Genomic DNA, 14,944 nt, shown 5'->3' with positions numbered 1-14,944 from the left:
TGCTGAATGCAGTGAAGCAGCAACGCGAGCAGCATGCCGCCGAGACCGGCGCCGAGACCCGTCAGGAGCGTGACTGCGGTCAATATCGCCAGCGGAGTCCGCTCGCGGCGCACAAGCTCTGAAGTGATTGACTTGATTAACATGGCGCGTGGACTTGGCTGGCATTGAGGGAACCATCCTATGCCGCTTCGCAACATGAAACAAATTTCATTTGAAGATAGAATAATGCATCCGAAGCATATATGCGCCGAGGCGCAGTTCATCCCGCTGGTGCGCGCATGATGCCGCCGGAAAACGTAGCGTCTCAATCGCATGGCATCCGAGCGTGCTCGCAGGCGATCGTTGCGAAAGACTACTTTAGCGAGAGGGTGAACGCCTCAGACGGCCGACGATCTGCCGGATGATGCGCAAAAAGACCGGCCACTTCACCCAGTTAAGTGACGTTCTGTCGATGATTTTGTTTGTCGCATTTTCGGCCATTGCTGCCATTGGGACCGAGTGGCCTCTGCGTCTGCAATGTGGCTGATTGCTGACGCAGGTAGTATTGAGCAGCCGAAAGACAGCTTTCTCGATAAGCGAACTCACCCTCCTGACCCGATGCCGCCGGTCGGTAAATTTGCGGCATCGTCTAAAGTGCGGCCTGAAACGGACGGTCACCACGCTGCTTGGGGTGATCGGGCATCGGCCTAGGCCCATTTAGACACCGATCGAGACAAAGGCTGGTCCCTGGTCGGCGGCAAGGGTTTCCAAAACGAAGTCGATGAATACCCGGGTCTTGTTCGGCAATTGCCTTCCTGAAGGATGAACGGCGTGGATGGGTAACGGCGCCGGCGCGAAATCCGACAACACGGTGATGACCGCACCGCTCGCAATCTCCTGAGCAAAGAGCCAGAGATTCACGGTGCGCTCCGTTGCCGACAGGTCTACCGATAGATGCGGGTATCTTGCGATGAGCCCCGGCGGATGCGGCACGATGTACAGCCGGCCGAATACCGGCGCCACGCTGATTCGGATGAGACCGCTCGGAGAAGCCTGTCCGCGCCCGACGGACGACTCGAGTTCAGAGAAGTCTTCAATGATCCGTAAGCCCGCTTCATAGACCGATTGACCGGCCTCGGTCAGCGTCATGCTGCGTGACGTTCGTCGGACGAGTTGAGCGCCCGGATACCGTTCGAGTGACGCAATCTGTGCTGACCGCAGGTTGGCCGACCCCGATCTCGCGTGCCGCGGCAGCGAAACTCCCACCGTCGACGATGCGAATGAAAAGTTTGAGCGCGTCCAGCCGATCCATATCCCCTCCAATACTTCCTGCCTGGAATCGAGTGTATTCCGTGGAGCCTTCTTATAGATGCTGCTGGGAAACGATATTGTCTCATCCACCGACGAAGTGCTAACGCCACAAAGGAGAGCAACGATGACCATTGAAAACCACAAGAGCCGGACCGAAGTCCGGCACGGCTTGCGTGAAGACGACCGTGAAGCCGAGATATCGGTTCTTGCCGGTATCCATGTCGGCAGTTGTCGACCCGTTAGAGACTCTTGGCCAAGATTTACAATCGTCTCCTCTGACCTCGATATGAGACAGTCGACGTTCGACTATTCACTGTCGCGCTTCCATATTCAAAATGGAGCCAACGCGAAGTTTAGAAGGATGGGCATCGCGCGTCGAACCCTTGAGCAGCCGCCCCACGTCTTCTGGCGACGTTGGTTTGGCAACTCGCAGTCAGCATCACTTGACTGATGCTGACTGCACGCTGTCCTGCGGTCACCTGGAAAGACAGCTATCTGATACTCGGGCGCTTCGATGGGGTGGACATCGTCGATGTCTGACGATTTGAAACAGCTCGAGAGAGCGGCGTTGATCATCCGCGCCTGTGGACACGCCACCACCGAGACCTTGCAAGGGACCGCGTGGGACGAATTTATCGCGACACTATAACGGGGTTGCCCGCCACCCCGTTGCAAAAAGCGCCGAGACAAGGTCGCCCGCCAAGCGCTTCGCGACAAGGCGTTCTGGCGATCTGTCGCGTTTCAGTCGGGCTGTCGGCAAAACGGTGAGAGCCACCCGGGGCGCACTGAAGCGACTCCACTTTCCGCTCGAGGCTGATCCCCATCAGCGAGCGCTGGTGCGTCGCGTACGTGAATTGGCGATGGAATGCGAGCAGTTTTTGGCACCTCGTATCGTTGAGGACTGGCCCAATGTCGACTGATCAGATTTCGAAACGGCTGACCGCGTGACCCGTGATGGACGCGCTCGCCTGATATGCTAAATGCTGCTCAGTTTCAATGTAAATTCATACCACGCCAATGGCCTAGCACGTGACATGCAGGATGGCATTGGCCTGGTCAGGGTGCTCCTTCAGATTGGCGACGGCCTCTGCTGTTGGCAGGATGACCAGTTCGACTTGCCGACGCCGGGCCTCGAGCTTCACCTCTTCCATTACCGGTAACGCCCCGGTCCCGGTACCAATCACCAGCCGCCTGCATTTCCGGGGTATGTCCTCCGCCAATGACAGCGGTGTGTGCCCAAAGGAAAATCCCCACCACAACACTAGCACTGAACATCCGGCGTGGCTTGCGCGCGGAACCGCAGGATCACCCGCCGCGCATTGGTGGCAGATGCTACGATGGCTGGAAATCGCTGCGGAGGTCTCAATGCAAAGCCCCGCTCTGTTCCACGTGCTTCTCGACCACCTCGAGGCGAACGGCACCCAGCCTATCGACATTCAGCGGTTCGTCGACCGGTGGCACCGACGTCGATCGCACGAGGCGTTTCCGTGCCCGGTCTGCTACCTCGCCGGCGAGGAGCAGCCGCTCGCCGCATTGCCGGCGCAAGGTAATGTCGAGCCATTTAAATGCCCAGGTTGTCGGACACAGTTCGACGTACCAATCGACGGGTAACGCCACGTCTTCCGAAATGAAGGGGCAACGCAAAACGCCGGTTTCCGCGAGCGCATCGCCTAAAATGCAAGCATGCCCGCGACCTGGGAAGGAGGCTGCCTGGCCGAGTCGATGACGGAGTCCTGTTTGGGGTGATTGTGCTGATCATGGCTGCAATATTGGTAGCAGAGCACTACAGACGCGCACAGCACAGGAATCAGCAATTCCGCTGGCTGGACACGCATCCCGTGAGGGACTGGCTTAAGCGCAGTTCGTTCCCACTTATCCGATGGCTCCCCGGCCTCGATGGGGGAAAGGAACGAGACGCAGAAGACAGCATGTGGTATGCGTGGCTTGAAGAGCAGCGTGGCTTGATGCAGTCGATCAGCGACTGGTCGATGCGCGGATGGGATGCCTGGACGTCACCGGCGAAGCCTTGCATGCCCGTCGCCGCTGTCGGCTATGACTGGCTGCGCGGCCATATCCGTCTTTGACGGTCGAGATGCTTTTTTGGGGTCCTCTCTTTTTCCCTGCACTAAGTGACGGTAGGAGACCGAGCACTGGCGTGGGACTGAGGATCGCGGTAGGAGCGATGGGTAACCATCGTCTATACCGCGACCCCTTTCTCAGCTTTTTTAGGGGCCGTGTGAAGCCGCCCCCGGTACTGCTCATCGTTATTACTCTACCTGCACCTCGATGCGTCGCGGCTGCGCCTGTTCGATTCGTGGAATGCGTAGCGTTAGAACGCCGTCTTTCAAGCTTGCTTCGATCTTCGAGCCATCCAGTTCGCGACTCAATCTAAAGGCTCGGCGGTAGCGCGGCTCAAGAATTTCGGCGTGGAGCAGTTGCAGACCTTCCGACACCGCGACGGCAGCCTCTGCTTCAATCAGCAGGTGTTCACCTTCCATCTTGATTTCGAGACGGTCCCTCGAGGCGCCCGGTAGGTCGGCCGTGATGGTAATTCCCGTCTCATCTTCGACGATGTCCACGGGCGGGATCAAGGCCGCGACCGCGCTTCTGGTCGACAAGTTTTGCGGTTCACGCGTGGCGAGTTGGGTTTCTTCGCTCATGGCAGTCTCCTTTTACTGGACTTTAATCAGGCGAGGCTTGGACGACTCGCGCTTCATCACGGTGACGCGCAGACAACCGTCCGCATATTTTGCCTCGACGCGAGCCGGGTCCGCATCGTCAGGCAGGTTGACGACGCGGCGAAACTTGCCGGCAAACCGTTCGTCCGCATAGACGGTTTTGTGCGCGCCGGCGTCCGCAACGGCGGCCGGCCTCTCTCCGCTCAGGATAAGCAGGCCCTTGTCGATGGATACCTCCAGGGCCTGCGGGTCGACGCCTGCTACAAATGCGACCACTTCGATGGCGTCCGTCGTACTCCCGATATTGATTGGCGGAAATGTACCCCGAGCGCCGGCACGGATGCCGGACGAAACGCCAAAGTTTCGAACGGCGGCGTCCATCTGCTCCTGGAGCCACTCGAAGTCCGGAAATACGTCGGAAGAAAACCTCTTGAATGAACCCTTCATGGCTGGATCTCCTTTCATCTATCACCTTGCAGGCGAGTGCGGCCCTTAACAACTTCGCCGAAAGGCGACCAAGGGCAGTCACTCGAACCTCACGTTGGCCGGGAATGGGTGTGGCCGACCTATGCGAAAAAATACGAGATGGCGGATTGTTGTACGCGCTCGCTTTAAGCAGTCCATGTTCTCTCTCAGACCAGGCATATCCCCACATGCGGCTGTACAAAACCGGCTGGCGGGACGTTGGAGCGCGGTCGTCATCAAGTCGTGGAATCGAACGCGCTTCGGCAAACTGTTATCGCGTTCGGTGCCTCCTGTGCGATGCCCCGGCAATCGGGTTGTCTTCACGAAAGCCGGGGGATGTTTCCAGCGCTTAGGTCACCCTTCAGGTCTCTTCGAAGGTATTGGGACCGCCGACTTCAAAAACTCGTGGCCATCCCAGGTTAGCCGCCAGTCGCTACCCATCGAGCGGACGAGATTTGCGTCGGCCAGCAGGTTCAACTGATACCACACACCCCGGTTCGAAACATCGAACGCCTCCTTGAGCGCGCTTTCAATGTCAAATCCGCTGAGGTGCGGGGATTTGTTTTCCTCGAGAGTCTTCAGTATTGCGAGTGCCAGATTCATATCGCGTTTCACGATCTCCTCCGGTCGCGGATAGGACATATATCGAAAGGGGTAGAACGTGTTTCATTGTCCTCCCAAAGGAGTCTTTGGGGGGCAGGCATCGAAGTGCACGGCGAGCCCCGTCTTCTCGACGGTGGGGGCGCCGATTGCAGAGCTGACCGGAGGCGCCGCAATCGATGTGATTCCAGGTTCCCGACAGGCTCATGCCACGGTCCGAACGCGTTGGCTGAATTTCAAGACCCGTCGCGAGCGCTGCCTGGGATTCAACGCTTCGGTCCCCTCATACCCTCGGTTTCCATCGCAGCATTGCGCTCTTCGCAGGCTTCGATGGGTTCCATGGTCTCGTCGATGGAAGCTGTCGCGCGTTCTGTGGCGGCCTTCGTTTCGTCGACGGTGGAACCGAGTCCTCCGTCGTCATCACTCGGGGGCTCCAGCATGTCTCGAAGCATGGCCTCCAACTCCGGCGTGTCCCACGGCGCGCCATGCTGCGCTTTCTTCTTTATGTAGTGCCTGACTTCTGCGTCCTGCTCCGGCGTCAGGGGAAGACCGCGAAATGTGCTTTGGGGGGTAGCGTCGCTCATGGTATTGCTCCGGAATTTATCCCGTTTTGAGTGTAGTTCTGTTGTGGCCAGCGAGCCTCAACTATCGGTCTGCGCATGGACTGATCCGTCCATTCGCATCGGCTCGTCCAGCGAGCGGACGTTGCCGTCGGCACAGATACGAGCTCGGGCGTTTTGCGCAATTGCGCTGATAGCGGCACCGTGCAAACAATCCCGGACGGGACAACGTCACGCGATCGCATAATTCAGCGCAGCGGCCTTACGCAGAAGGGACATACCTCGAGCGTGGCTTTGCGTCTTTTTCGGCACCTGCAGGCGGTTTCGACCGCTCATGACGATGCGAGCACCGATGCAAATTGCGACGGGTCATGAAGGATGGCAGGAACTATGACAAAACTGTCCGGACAGTTTTGCATTGAGCGCGTGCGCAAAAGCTGTACGCTGGTGGTTCCCGACTGCGACCGGATCGGACCCAGATGAGCGCATGGCATTCGGCTTTCACAACCTCAGCTGCCTGCGACGCACTCGAGCACTGCGTAACGTTCTGGGGTCATGGCGACGTCGCGAAGGGGACCACGAATATCGGTGTCGGACAGACGGGAGGGCGGGAGATGCAACTGATCGAACCGGATGAACGCCAGGCTTTCCTGGCGATCTTGCAGCGCAAGAGACTGGCGGAAGGTGAATTCGAACTGCTGGAAACGGATACGACTGACCCCAAGGGCGACGAGAACGTCGGCCTGCAGGGATATGTCACCGTAACCAGACTATCAACACAAATTGTGAGGGAATACCCCATCGGCTTCGAAACCGGGTGGGTGCAGCATTTCAGACAGGATCTCGAAGCCGGCGTCTTCGATAAACCGGAATGAGATCCCGCATCTCATTGGGGTGGGCTCTGGTGCAAATTGAAGGGGCCGATGGGTTACGCTCGGCTTTTCACGAGCGCGAGCACGCAATGAGTAAGCTTGGAGACATCGACTGGTTGTTCAACGGCCGCCACTTTGACCGCGAAATCATCGTCCTGCGCGTGCGTTGGTACCTGCGTGATAAGCTCAGTTTTGGAGATCTCGTTGAAATGATGGCCGAGCGCAGCCTTTCGGTTGCGCACACGACGATCATGCGCGGGGTGAAACGTTTCACGCCGGAGTTCGTCAAGTGCTGGGACCGGTTTGCGAGGAATCCAGTGGTCATTCGGTCGACTTCCAGCTCAGCGCCAGGCGCGATTTCGCTGCGGCCAAGGCCTTCTTCGCGAAGGCGATCAAGAATCAAGGGTTCGCTTCGAAAACCATCACGCTGGACGACTACGCGACGTCTCACCGCGCGGTGCGCAAAATGAAGAATGATGAGTTGCTGCCGGACGACACGACGTTGCGATCGTCGAAGTATCTGAACAACCTGATCGAGCAGGATCATCGCCACACAAAATCGAGGGTGAACCTAATGCTCGGCTTCAAACGCTTCGGGAACGCAGCCGTGACGATCACCGACATCGAGCTGATGCATCGCATTCGAAAAGCTCCGTTCAACCTCACAAAGCTGTGCCTCAAAGATACCGCTGCGCCTGCTGTTTGGAAGGCAGTCCTTTCAGCACGATGATGTAACGGCAAATACGCCGTTTTTTGCTCCCGTCCGCAATTTGCGCCAGAGCCTGGCCGGGTTCGTCAGGATGAAATCACCGCCGAAATCGCGGAACTGGCGAGAGCCGGGACTTTCAGATGAAATACAAGGACTATTACGAGATTCTCGGTCTGGAGCGCAGCGCGACTCAGGAGGACATCAAACGCTCGTACCGGAAGCTCGCACGCGAGTATCACCCGGACGTCAGCAAGCATTCAGACGCGGAGGATCGCTTCAAGGAGCTGGGCGAGGCCTACGAGGTACTCAAGGAGCCGGAAAAACGCGTCGCTTACGACCGTCTGGGCAGCAACTGGCAAAACGGCCAGGACTTCCAGCCGCCGCCGAACTGGGACGAAGGGTTCGAGTTCAGCGGTCCGGGCAATGAGGCTTACGCGCGGGGCAATCTGGACGATTTCTTCGAGGCGATGTTCGGCGGCGCGCGGCGGGGGCATCCGCAGGCGGGGCCGTCACCTGTGAGGGGACAGGACCACCATGCGAAGATCGTCATCGATCTACGCGATGCGTGGCGCGGCGCGGAGCGTTCGATCGTGCTGAAGTTGCCGGTCGTCGACGAGCAAGGCCATGTGACGCTGCAGTCACGCACGCTGAATGTGGCCATTCCGAAGGGCGTACGCGCCGGACAGCACCTGCGTCTTGCGGGGCAGGGCGGAGCCGGGCGAGCGGGCGCACCCGCCGGCGATCTCTACCTGGAAATCGCTTTTAATGAGGACGCGCGTTTTCACGTGGCTGGACGCGATGTCTCGATCGACCTCCCCGTCGCCCCGTGGGAAGCAGTGCTCGGTGCCCAGGTGACGGTCCCGACACCGGACGGTGCGGTGGAAATGACAGTGCCGAGGAATTCCGCCGGCGGCAGGCGCCTGCGGCTCAAGGGGATGGGGATTCCCGGTAACCCGCCGGGGGATCTATACGTCGTATTGAACATCGTGTTGCCTGCGGTCGACAGCGAGCCGGCGAGAGCCGCATACGAAGCGATGCGGCAGGCGTTCGACTTCGATCCGCGCGCGCGGTTTTACGGGTAGCTCATCATGAAAGACTCTGCGACGCCCCGTCTTGAAGGGCAGATCATCAATGAACAGGTCGAGTTCACACTCGTCGAGCTGTGCCGGGTAACCGGTGCATCAGAAGACGAGTTGACGCTTTGGGTCGCCGAAGGCGCCTTCGACCCGGACGGCACCGGACCGGGGGACTGGCGCTTTAGCGGCGCGTCTCTGCACCGCGTGCGCACCGCGCAGCGGCTTGCGCATGACCTGCAGATCAATGCGCCTGGCGTCGCGCTGGCGCTCGACCTGCTGGAGCAGATCGACGCATTGCGGGCGCAGCGCCGCGGGCCGCCGCGCGGGTAGCGCCGGGCCCGGACACCGCTCTACCGCTGCGTAGGGTGTCGTCCCACGCAATCATGATGTGCTTTCCGATGGTTGGAAAAACGCCCGCATACGGGATCAGCAAAACAGGACGGCCGGCCGCCAGCACCAGATGCTCGAGAAACCTTTGGGCACTGAACGCACGTAGCCGCGATGCGCCATCAGCATCCAATAGGCCGCTTCCACGCGACGGGCGATCAGGCCTGGATGCCCGCCGTGAGGAATCGGAACAAAGGCGCCGCGCGTTTCTGACGACCTGGCCCATCACAGCTGACGAACAGTGGTGAAATTGCCAATCACGCTTGTATGTCAATCGCCGTTACCGAGCCGCGTCTGGGCCCACTAAAAGTCCAGCTGTTCCGGTTTGATTGCAAGCGCACCCGCAATCTTTTCGCGCGAGGACTTGCGCAGCCGCTCACGGGCTTCTTGTTGTGCATAGGCGGACTGGCTGATGCCGAGCCGTGCGGCAACGTCCGCTTGGGTCAAGCCGAGATGTTCGCGCCAAGCACGCGCGGGTGTGGCACCGTCCACGGTGTGGCTCACCACGTCATGCGGCACCGTGCCGCTATCGTCCGTGCGAATCGCAAGATAGTCGAGGTAGGGAATTGCCACAAAGGCCGGCTGACCGTCCGGCCCGACAATCACTTGAATGCTAGTAAGTACCTTCATCGAAATTTGTTCAGACGACGGATGATGTGCAGTCGCTTTTCGGACGAGACCTTCAAGGAGCTCACAGCAAGAAGGAGCCTCCCGGCCCGAATTCAAAGCGATGAATATCGATTGAACAGCCTCTCGGTCCGGGATCGCTCCAGTTTCAAGCCTTGACCGCCGCCCCCGGTTCCGCCCCGTCGAGCGAGCGAATACCGCGGAGTGTCGGAAACAAGCGCATCCAGAGCAGGCTCACCAGCATCGTTCCAATACCGCCGATCACCGCCGAGGGAACCACGCCGAACCACGCTGCCGTCGTACCCGACTCGAACTCCCCCAGTTGATTCGAGGTACCGATGAACAGCGTACTGACCGCACTCACGCGGCCGAGCATCTCATCGGGTGTCATCAACTGGACAAGGGTCGAGCGCACGACGACACTGACTGAATCTGATGCGCCGAGCACCACGAGCGCAAGCAAGGACAAGGGCAACCAGGTCGAGACGGCGAAAACCACGGTCGCCGCCCCAAAGCACAGCAGCGCACCGAACAGGATCTTGCCGATCGGCCCCGTCATCGGTCGGTGTGCAAGCATGAGCGACATCGCCACGGCCCCGACAGCGGGTGCGGAACGCAATATCCCAAGACCCCAGGGGCCGGTTTGCAGGATGTCATGCGCGTAGATCGGCAGCAGCGCGGTCGCGCCGCCGAGCAACACGGCAAACAGGTCGAGCGAAATGGTGCCGAGCATCACCGGCTTGCTGCGGATGAAATGGATGCCCGAGAACACCGACGCCAGCGTCACGGGCTCGCGCGCCGGCGGCCGTGCGGCGAGCCTCAAGCCCGCAACGAGAAACGCACCGGTCGTGAACAGGATGCCGACGATCAGGAACGCCGCACCCGGATGGAATGCATAGATGAATCCGCCACAGGCGGGTCCGAGAATCTGCGCGGTCTGATTGGTCGAAGCGGACAAGGCAGTCGCGCGCTGCAACTGATCGCGCGGCACAAGAGCGGGCAGCAGAGTCGCGTTGGTCGGCGATTCGAACGCCCGAGCCGCCGCACCGACCATCACCAATGCATAGACCATCTCGCGTGTGAGCCAGCCGCCGAACACGCCGGCCGCCAGCCCGAGCGCGGCGAGGCTCTCGATTGCCATGCAGATTGCAACGATGCGAGGCCGGTCAAAACGGTCAGCGACCTGCCCGACAAACAAGGTCAGGCAGACCATCGGGAGAAACTGTGCGAGGCCGATGAGCCCCAGATCGAACGCGCTACCGGTCAAATGGTAGATCTGCCAGCCGACCGCGACCGCCAGCATCTGGAACGACATCGACGATGCGCCGCGCGCGGCCAGGAAGGTGTAGAAACGTCGCGGCGACTCGGACGGAGTTCCCGCTCGGGGACGACTCATGCTTTGACCGTGATGCGCACGTCGCCGAACATGACGACCTGGCCCGCGCGGATCTTCGCGGTCTTGCGGGTCTCGATCTTGCGATCAACCTTGACGAGGCCTTCGGCCACCAGCATCTTGCCCGCGCCACCGCTATCGCACAGTCCGACGAGCTTGAGCAGCTGGTTGACTTCGACATACTCACCGTTCAGGGTGAAATCGACGTTCGGCATGGTGGTGTCCTCTGATTCGGCGGTCCGGAAGTGTAGCCGATTGACATCCCTCCGTCCTGAAGAACGGAGATTCCTCCGGTGCCCAGGCTAGCAGCCTGAGTCACTTCGGCGGGTTTCTGCTTTAACGGTCGGCCTGACAGCGCCTTCCCTTGAGGCTCTCATTGGCGGCACCGCAACGATGCCTGCCCTAGGCCACGACACGCCACAACGCATCGAGATCGACATTCGCCGCGACGACGTCGGCCAGCGTATCGAGCGATTCCTGGCGGCGCCTGTCGTAGTCGACCACCTCGGCGTCATCGAGCCCCGCCCAGCCGAGCAAGGCCGCGCAGGCGGCGGGCGCGTCGAAAAGACCGTGCAGGTAGCTCGCGATCAATTGCCCGTCTTCCGACATCGCGCCTTCCGCGCGCATGCCATGAGGACCGTCGAGCCAGAGTGCGGGATGATCGAGCGCAGGACCCAGGGTCTCACCCATATGAATCTCATAGCCGCGCACCGGCGCACTGCCGAGTGCCAGCATGCCCTCGACGTTGACGAGGTGCTTGTGCGGCGTCAGTGTCGTTTCGAAGTCGAGCAATCCGAAACCGCGCTGCGTACGCACATCGCTCTCAATGCCGTCGGGATCGTGCAGCGTGCGCCCCAGCATCTGCATGCCGCCGCAGATGCCGATTACCTTGCCGCCATAGCGCAAGTGACGCTGGAGGTAGGTCTCCCATCCGTTGACGCGCAGCCAATTCAGATCGCTCTGCACGCTTTTGCTGCCGGGCAATACGATGAGATCGGCCGGAGGCAAAGTCGCCCCCGCGCTAACATACTGGAAATCGACCTGCGGATGTGCGCGCAGGGCATCGAAATCGGTGTGGTTGCTGATATGTGGCAACGCCGGCACGACGACGACAAGCGGCTTCTCGCTCGTCGCGGCCGCGTGGCGCTCGGCCGGCAGCATGTCTTCGCTATCGAGCCAGAGTCCATGCACATAGGGCACCACGCCGAATACCGGCTTGCCCGTGCGAGCCTCGATCCAGTCGAGGCCCGGCTTGAGCAATGACACATCGCCACGGAACTTGTTGATCACAAAGCCCTTGATGCGCGCACGCTCGGTCTCGGACAGGCATTCGAGCGTCCCGACGATCTGCGCGAACACGCCGCCCCGATCGATGTCGGCAAGCAGCACCACCGGACAATCAACCGCCTCCGCGAACCCCATGTTCGCGATATCGCCCCGCCGCAGATTCACCTCGGCGGGACTGCCCGCCCCCTCGACAAACACGGCGTCGGCACCGGCGCGCAGCCGCGCGTAGGAATCGAGCACGGCCTCCATCGCGATGCGCTTGAAGTCCTGGTAGGCGCGCGCGGCGAGGTTGCCATAGACCTTGCCCTGGATGATGACCTGCGAGCCGGTGTCGCTGTTCGGCTTGAGCAGGACAGGATTCATGTCGGTGTGCGGCGCGAGCCCGGCCGCAAAAGCCTGCCATGCCTGGGCACGGCCGATCTCGCCCCCTTCTGGCGTGACCGCGCTGTTGAGCGACATGTTCTGCGGCTTGAACGGCGCGACGCGCAGGCCGCCGCGCGCGGCGAGCCGGCACAGGCTCGCGACAAAGGTGCTCTTGCCCGCGTCGGAGCTCGTACCCTGGATCATCAGGGTACCGCGCGGCAGCACGAGGCTGGAAGGACTGGATTGAATGACTGACATGGACTGCATTATGCAGGCGGCCAACTCGTGGCACCATCGCGGGTGTTCGTGGCTCCCTTCGCTTTCTGTCGACCGGTTTTCAATGACTTCTTTTTCGTGGTGGCAATCGATGCCCCTTCTGGCCCTCGCCGGAGTGCTGCTCGATCAATGGCTCGGGGAGCCGCGCCGCGCACATCCGCTGGTCGGATTCGGACGCGCCGCGCAATGGCTCGAACACCGGCTCAATCGCGATCGTGAAGCAGGTGTGCGGCGTCAGGGTCGAACCGTTGTTGTGCGTGCCGCCGGCCTGCTCGCATGGGTCGCAGTGGTGGGCGCGCCGGTCGCGCTAGCCGTGTTCGTGGTCGTCGCGCTGCCCTGGCCGTTCAACTGGCTCGTGCACGCCCTGCTGCTCTGGTTCGCGCTCGGCGCGCGCAGCCTGTCCGACCATATCGCGCCGATCGCCGAGGCTCTGGGTGCCGGCAATCTCGAGCAGGCCAGGGCGCTGACGGCGCGCATTGTCACGCGCGACACGACACAGGCCGACGAAACCGCGCTCTCACGCGCGGCGATCGAATCGACGCTCGAGAACGGCAACGACGCGATCTTCGGCGCGCTGTTCTGGTTCGCGATCGCGGGAGGCCCCGGCGCGCTCGCGTTCCGGCTCGCGAATACACTCGACGCGATGTGGGGCTATCGTACGCCCCGCTTCTTCTATTTCGGCTGGGCGGCCGCGCGCCTCGACGACGTCGCAAACTACCTGCCCGCCCGGCTCACGGCGCTCAGCTATGCCATTTGCAGCCACACGCGCAGCGCGCTCCATTGCTGGTCGACCCAGGCCGCGGCCTGGGATAGCCCGAACGCGGGACCGGTGATGGCGAGCGGCGCAGGTGGACTTCAACTGGTCTGTGGGGGAACCGCGCGCTATCACGGCGTCGATGAAATCCGTCCCGTACTCGGCATCGGCAGCGCGCCACGAGCCAGCGATATCGGACGGGCACTTCGACTGGTCCGTCATGCGATGTGGCTATGGCTTGCGGTGATGCTGATCGCGGCATCGGCTCTTGCGGCTGCTCACTCGTTCGCTCATCCCCCCGTCTCTGCGCCACCTCGTGCGTCGACGCAGTCGCTAGCGCGGTTGCAGGGTGGTTCGCAACTTCATTCGCAGACCTGCTCATGGCTGCTTCATACCCTGCACCACAAGATCACATGAACGGCCACTCGCACACAGACGCCCTGCCGCCGCATGTCGCACATGGCGGCAATCTCGACGAGGCCATCCAGCGCCATGGCATCGCGCGCGAGCACTGGCTCGATCTCTCGACCGGCATCAATCCCAACGGCTATCCGGTGCCGCCGATCGATCCGCAGGCGTGGCTGCGGCTACCCGACGATCACGATGATCTCGAAGCCGTGGCAGCTGCCCACTATGGCTGCGAAAACGCACTGGCGCTAGCGGGCACGCAGGCGGCAATCCGGATGCTTCCACTGCTGTTGGCGCGCGGCACCGTCGGAATCAGCACGCTGACCTACGGCGAATATGCGCCTGCATTCGAGCATGCAGGCTTCCCGGTCGAGCGATTCGTGAGCGGTCCGCTAGCCGATGCGACCGTCTGCAAGTCATTGGCCCAGAGCGAAGCCACTCATCTCATGGCCGGCCAACGCCTGCCCGGACACTGGCGCTATCTCGTCATCGTCAACCCGAACAATCCGACGGCCGAGGTCTTCGATCCGGCGACGCTGCTCGACTGGCACAGTCAGCTCGCCGCGCGCGGCGGCTGCCTGATCGTCGACGAAGCGTTCGCCGATGCCACGCCCGCCAGCAGCATCGCATTCGCATCAGGGCGGGCGGGGCTCGTGGTGCTGCGCTCCGTCGGTAAGTTCTTCGGGCTCGCGGGTGCGCGCGTCGGCTTCCTGCTGGCGCAATCCACGCTGATCGATGCGGCACGAAGGCTCTCCGGCCCCTGGACCGTGACCGGCCCCGCGCGTGCCGTCGTACGCGCAGCCTTGCTCGACACCGCCTGGCAGCAGGCCACGCGCGCGCAACTCCCGCTCGCTGCCGAACGACTTGCAAGGCTCCTCGAAGCACACGATCTGTGCGTATTCCGAACAGCGCTATTCGCATGGGTGCCCCATCCGCATGCCGCCGAACTCCATGAGGCGCTCGCGAAGACCGGAATCTGGGTACGGTATTTCGATCGCATCCCGAGCCTGCGCTTTGGCCTGCCACGCGACGAAACAGGCTGGAAAGCCTTGAACGAAGGGCTTCGGCGCCCCATCCGCTGACACGCCCCATGCTGCTCCTTTCAAGGGATACAAAACGTCCGCGTGAATTTCAGCACCCCAGCCGCCGAAGACGCTGTAATGTGTTCGCCGGCGTTCTGACACCTTGTTTTCAACAAG

At 61.3% G+C, this 14,944-nt stretch carries 19 protein-coding genes and 1 pseudogene; 8 read left to right on the top strand and 12 right to left on the bottom strand.

Going from position 1 to position 14,944, the window contains the following annotated elements; translation table 11 throughout:
• Positions 1-696 precede the first annotated feature (696 nt).
• Both HV670_RS14865 and HV670_RS31030 read right to left on the bottom strand, forming a co-directional pair.
• A complete protein-coding gene (locus HV670_RS14865; RefSeq protein ID WP_246257446.1) occupies positions 697-1,128 on the bottom strand; it encodes a type 2 periplasmic-binding domain-containing protein in 432 nt (143 codons plus the stop codon).
• Positions 1,094-1,291 (bottom strand): helix-turn-helix domain-containing protein, encoded by a 198-nt coding sequence (locus tag HV670_RS31030; protein ID WP_246257441.1) that lies wholly within the window; start codon positions 1,289-1,291, stop codon positions 1,094-1,096. Before HV670_RS31030 ends, HV670_RS14865 begins: the two co-directional genes overlap by 35 nt.
• Positions 1,292-1,414: 123 nt before the next feature.
• On the opposite strand from HV670_RS31030, the gene HV670_RS14860 reads away from it, so the two are divergent.
• On the top strand, positions 1,415-1,741 hold the full coding sequence (locus HV670_RS14860; RefSeq protein WP_175105548.1) for a hypothetical protein: 327 nt from the start codon (positions 1,415-1,417) through the stop codon (positions 1,739-1,741).
• A 571-nt stretch (positions 1,742-2,312) separates the two neighbouring features.
• Here HV670_RS14860 and HV670_RS14855 read toward each other — a convergent pair.
• Positions 2,313-2,474, bottom strand: coding sequence for a hypothetical protein (locus HV670_RS14855; protein ID WP_246257439.1), 162 nt, complete (start codon positions 2,472-2,474; stop codon positions 2,313-2,315).
• Positions 2,475-2,652: 178 nt separating this feature from the next.
• The gene (locus HV670_RS30570) at positions 2,653-2,907 is read right to left on the bottom strand and encodes a hypothetical protein (protein ID WP_217478426.1); all 255 of its coding nucleotides are present in this window, start codon (positions 2,905-2,907) and stop codon (positions 2,653-2,655) included.
• Positions 2,908-3,032: 125 nt separating this feature from the next.
• Here HV670_RS30570 and HV670_RS30565 point away from each other — a divergent pair, with 125 nt between their 5' ends.
• Positions 3,033-3,374, top strand: a complete 342-nt coding sequence (locus HV670_RS30565) for a hypothetical protein (protein ID WP_217478425.1) — start codon at positions 3,033-3,035, stop codon at positions 3,372-3,374.
• Positions 3,375-3,557: 183 nt separating this feature from the next.
• Here the strand turns inward: HV670_RS30565 and HV670_RS14840 are convergent, their stop codons facing one another.
• The 4 genes from HV670_RS14840 to HV670_RS14825 form a co-directional block, all read right to left on the bottom strand.
• Positions 3,558-3,950 carry an Hsp20/alpha crystallin family protein gene (locus HV670_RS14840; protein ID WP_175105545.1) on the bottom strand — a complete coding sequence of 131 codons (393 nt, stop codon included), beginning with the start codon at positions 3,948-3,950 and terminating at the stop codon, positions 3,558-3,560.
• Positions 3,951-3,962: 12 nt separating this feature from the next.
• Positions 3,963-4,415 carry an Hsp20/alpha crystallin family protein gene (locus HV670_RS14835; protein ID WP_175105544.1) on the bottom strand — a complete coding sequence of 151 codons (453 nt, stop codon included), beginning with the start codon at positions 4,413-4,415 and terminating at the stop codon, positions 3,963-3,965.
• Positions 4,416-4,787: 372 nt separating this feature from the next.
• Complete coding sequence (locus HV670_RS14830) at positions 4,788-5,036, bottom strand: DUF2513 domain-containing protein (protein ID WP_246257437.1); 249 nt, start codon at positions 5,034-5,036, stop codon at positions 4,788-4,790.
• A gap of 263 nt (positions 5,037-5,299) precedes the next feature.
• Positions 5,300-5,617: a hypothetical protein gene (locus tag HV670_RS14825; protein WP_175105543.1), complete on the bottom strand. Its 318-nt coding sequence runs from the start codon at positions 5,615-5,617 to the stop codon at positions 5,300-5,302.
• A 590-nt stretch (positions 5,618-6,207) separates the two neighbouring features.
• Here HV670_RS14825 and HV670_RS14820 point away from each other — a divergent pair.
• From HV670_RS14820 to HV670_RS14805, 4 genes and pseudogenes are all read left to right on the top strand, one after another.
• Positions 6,208-6,468 (top strand): transcriptional regulator, encoded by a 261-nt coding sequence (locus HV670_RS14820; protein ID WP_175105542.1) that lies wholly within the window; start codon positions 6,208-6,210, stop codon positions 6,466-6,468.
• Between the two features lie 86 nt (positions 6,469-6,554).
• Positions 6,555-7,195, top strand: a pseudogene (locus HV670_RS14815) (DDE-type integrase/transposase/recombinase).
• Between the two features lie 119 nt (positions 7,196-7,314).
• Positions 7,315-8,256, top strand: coding sequence for a DnaJ C-terminal domain-containing protein (locus HV670_RS14810; protein ID WP_175105541.1), 942 nt, complete (start codon positions 7,315-7,317; stop codon positions 8,254-8,256).
• A gap of 6 nt (positions 8,257-8,262) precedes the next feature.
• Positions 8,263-8,580 (top strand): chaperone modulator CbpM, encoded by a 318-nt coding sequence (locus HV670_RS14805; RefSeq protein ID WP_175105540.1) that lies wholly within the window; start codon positions 8,263-8,265, stop codon positions 8,578-8,580.
• A 360-nt stretch (positions 8,581-8,940) separates the two neighbouring features.
• Here HV670_RS14805 and HV670_RS14800 read toward each other — a convergent pair whose 3' ends face one another.
• The 4 genes from HV670_RS14800 to HV670_RS14785 form a co-directional block, all read right to left on the bottom strand.
• Positions 8,941-9,267: a helix-turn-helix domain-containing protein gene (locus HV670_RS14800; RefSeq protein WP_175105539.1), complete on the bottom strand. Its 327-nt coding sequence runs from the start codon at positions 9,265-9,267 to the stop codon at positions 8,941-8,943.
• A 145-nt stretch (positions 9,268-9,412) separates the two neighbouring features.
• On the bottom strand, positions 9,413-10,660 hold the full coding sequence (locus tag HV670_RS14795; protein WP_175105538.1) for an MFS transporter: 1,248 nt from the start codon (positions 10,658-10,660) through the stop codon (positions 9,413-9,415).
• Positions 10,657-10,872: an RNA-binding S4 domain-containing protein gene (locus HV670_RS14790; protein WP_175105537.1), complete on the bottom strand. Its 216-nt coding sequence runs from the start codon at positions 10,870-10,872 to the stop codon at positions 10,657-10,659. Before HV670_RS14790 ends, HV670_RS14795 begins: the two co-directional genes overlap by 4 nt.
• 187 nt (positions 10,873-11,059) lie before the next feature.
• Positions 11,060-12,574 carry a cobyric acid synthase gene (locus HV670_RS14785; RefSeq protein ID WP_425511428.1) on the bottom strand — a complete coding sequence of 505 codons (1,515 nt, stop codon included), beginning with the start codon at positions 12,572-12,574 and terminating at the stop codon, positions 11,060-11,062.
• A 100-nt stretch (positions 12,575-12,674) separates the two neighbouring features.
• Between HV670_RS14785 and cbiB the strand changes: the two genes are divergently transcribed.
• Entirely contained in the window at positions 12,675-13,754 is a 1,080-nt protein-coding gene (gene cbiB, locus HV670_RS14780) for an adenosylcobinamide-phosphate synthase CbiB (RefSeq protein ID WP_246257435.1), read from the top strand.
• Positions 13,751-14,827 carry a threonine-phosphate decarboxylase CobD gene (gene cobD, locus HV670_RS14775; RefSeq protein WP_175105534.1) on the top strand — a complete coding sequence of 359 codons (1,077 nt, stop codon included), beginning with the start codon at positions 13,751-13,753 and terminating at the stop codon, positions 14,825-14,827. The genes cbiB and cobD overlap by 4 nt, the downstream gene beginning before the upstream one ends.
• The last annotated feature ends 117 nt before the right edge of the window (positions 14,828-14,944 follow it).

This window comes from Pararobbsia alpina (genome assembly GCF_902859895.1).
Taxonomy (GTDB): Bacteria; Pseudomonadota; Gammaproteobacteria; order Burkholderiales; family Burkholderiaceae; genus Pararobbsia; species Pararobbsia alpina.
The sequence above is the reverse complement of the archived record's forward strand: the minus strand, read 5'-3'. Positions and strand labels throughout refer to the sequence as shown.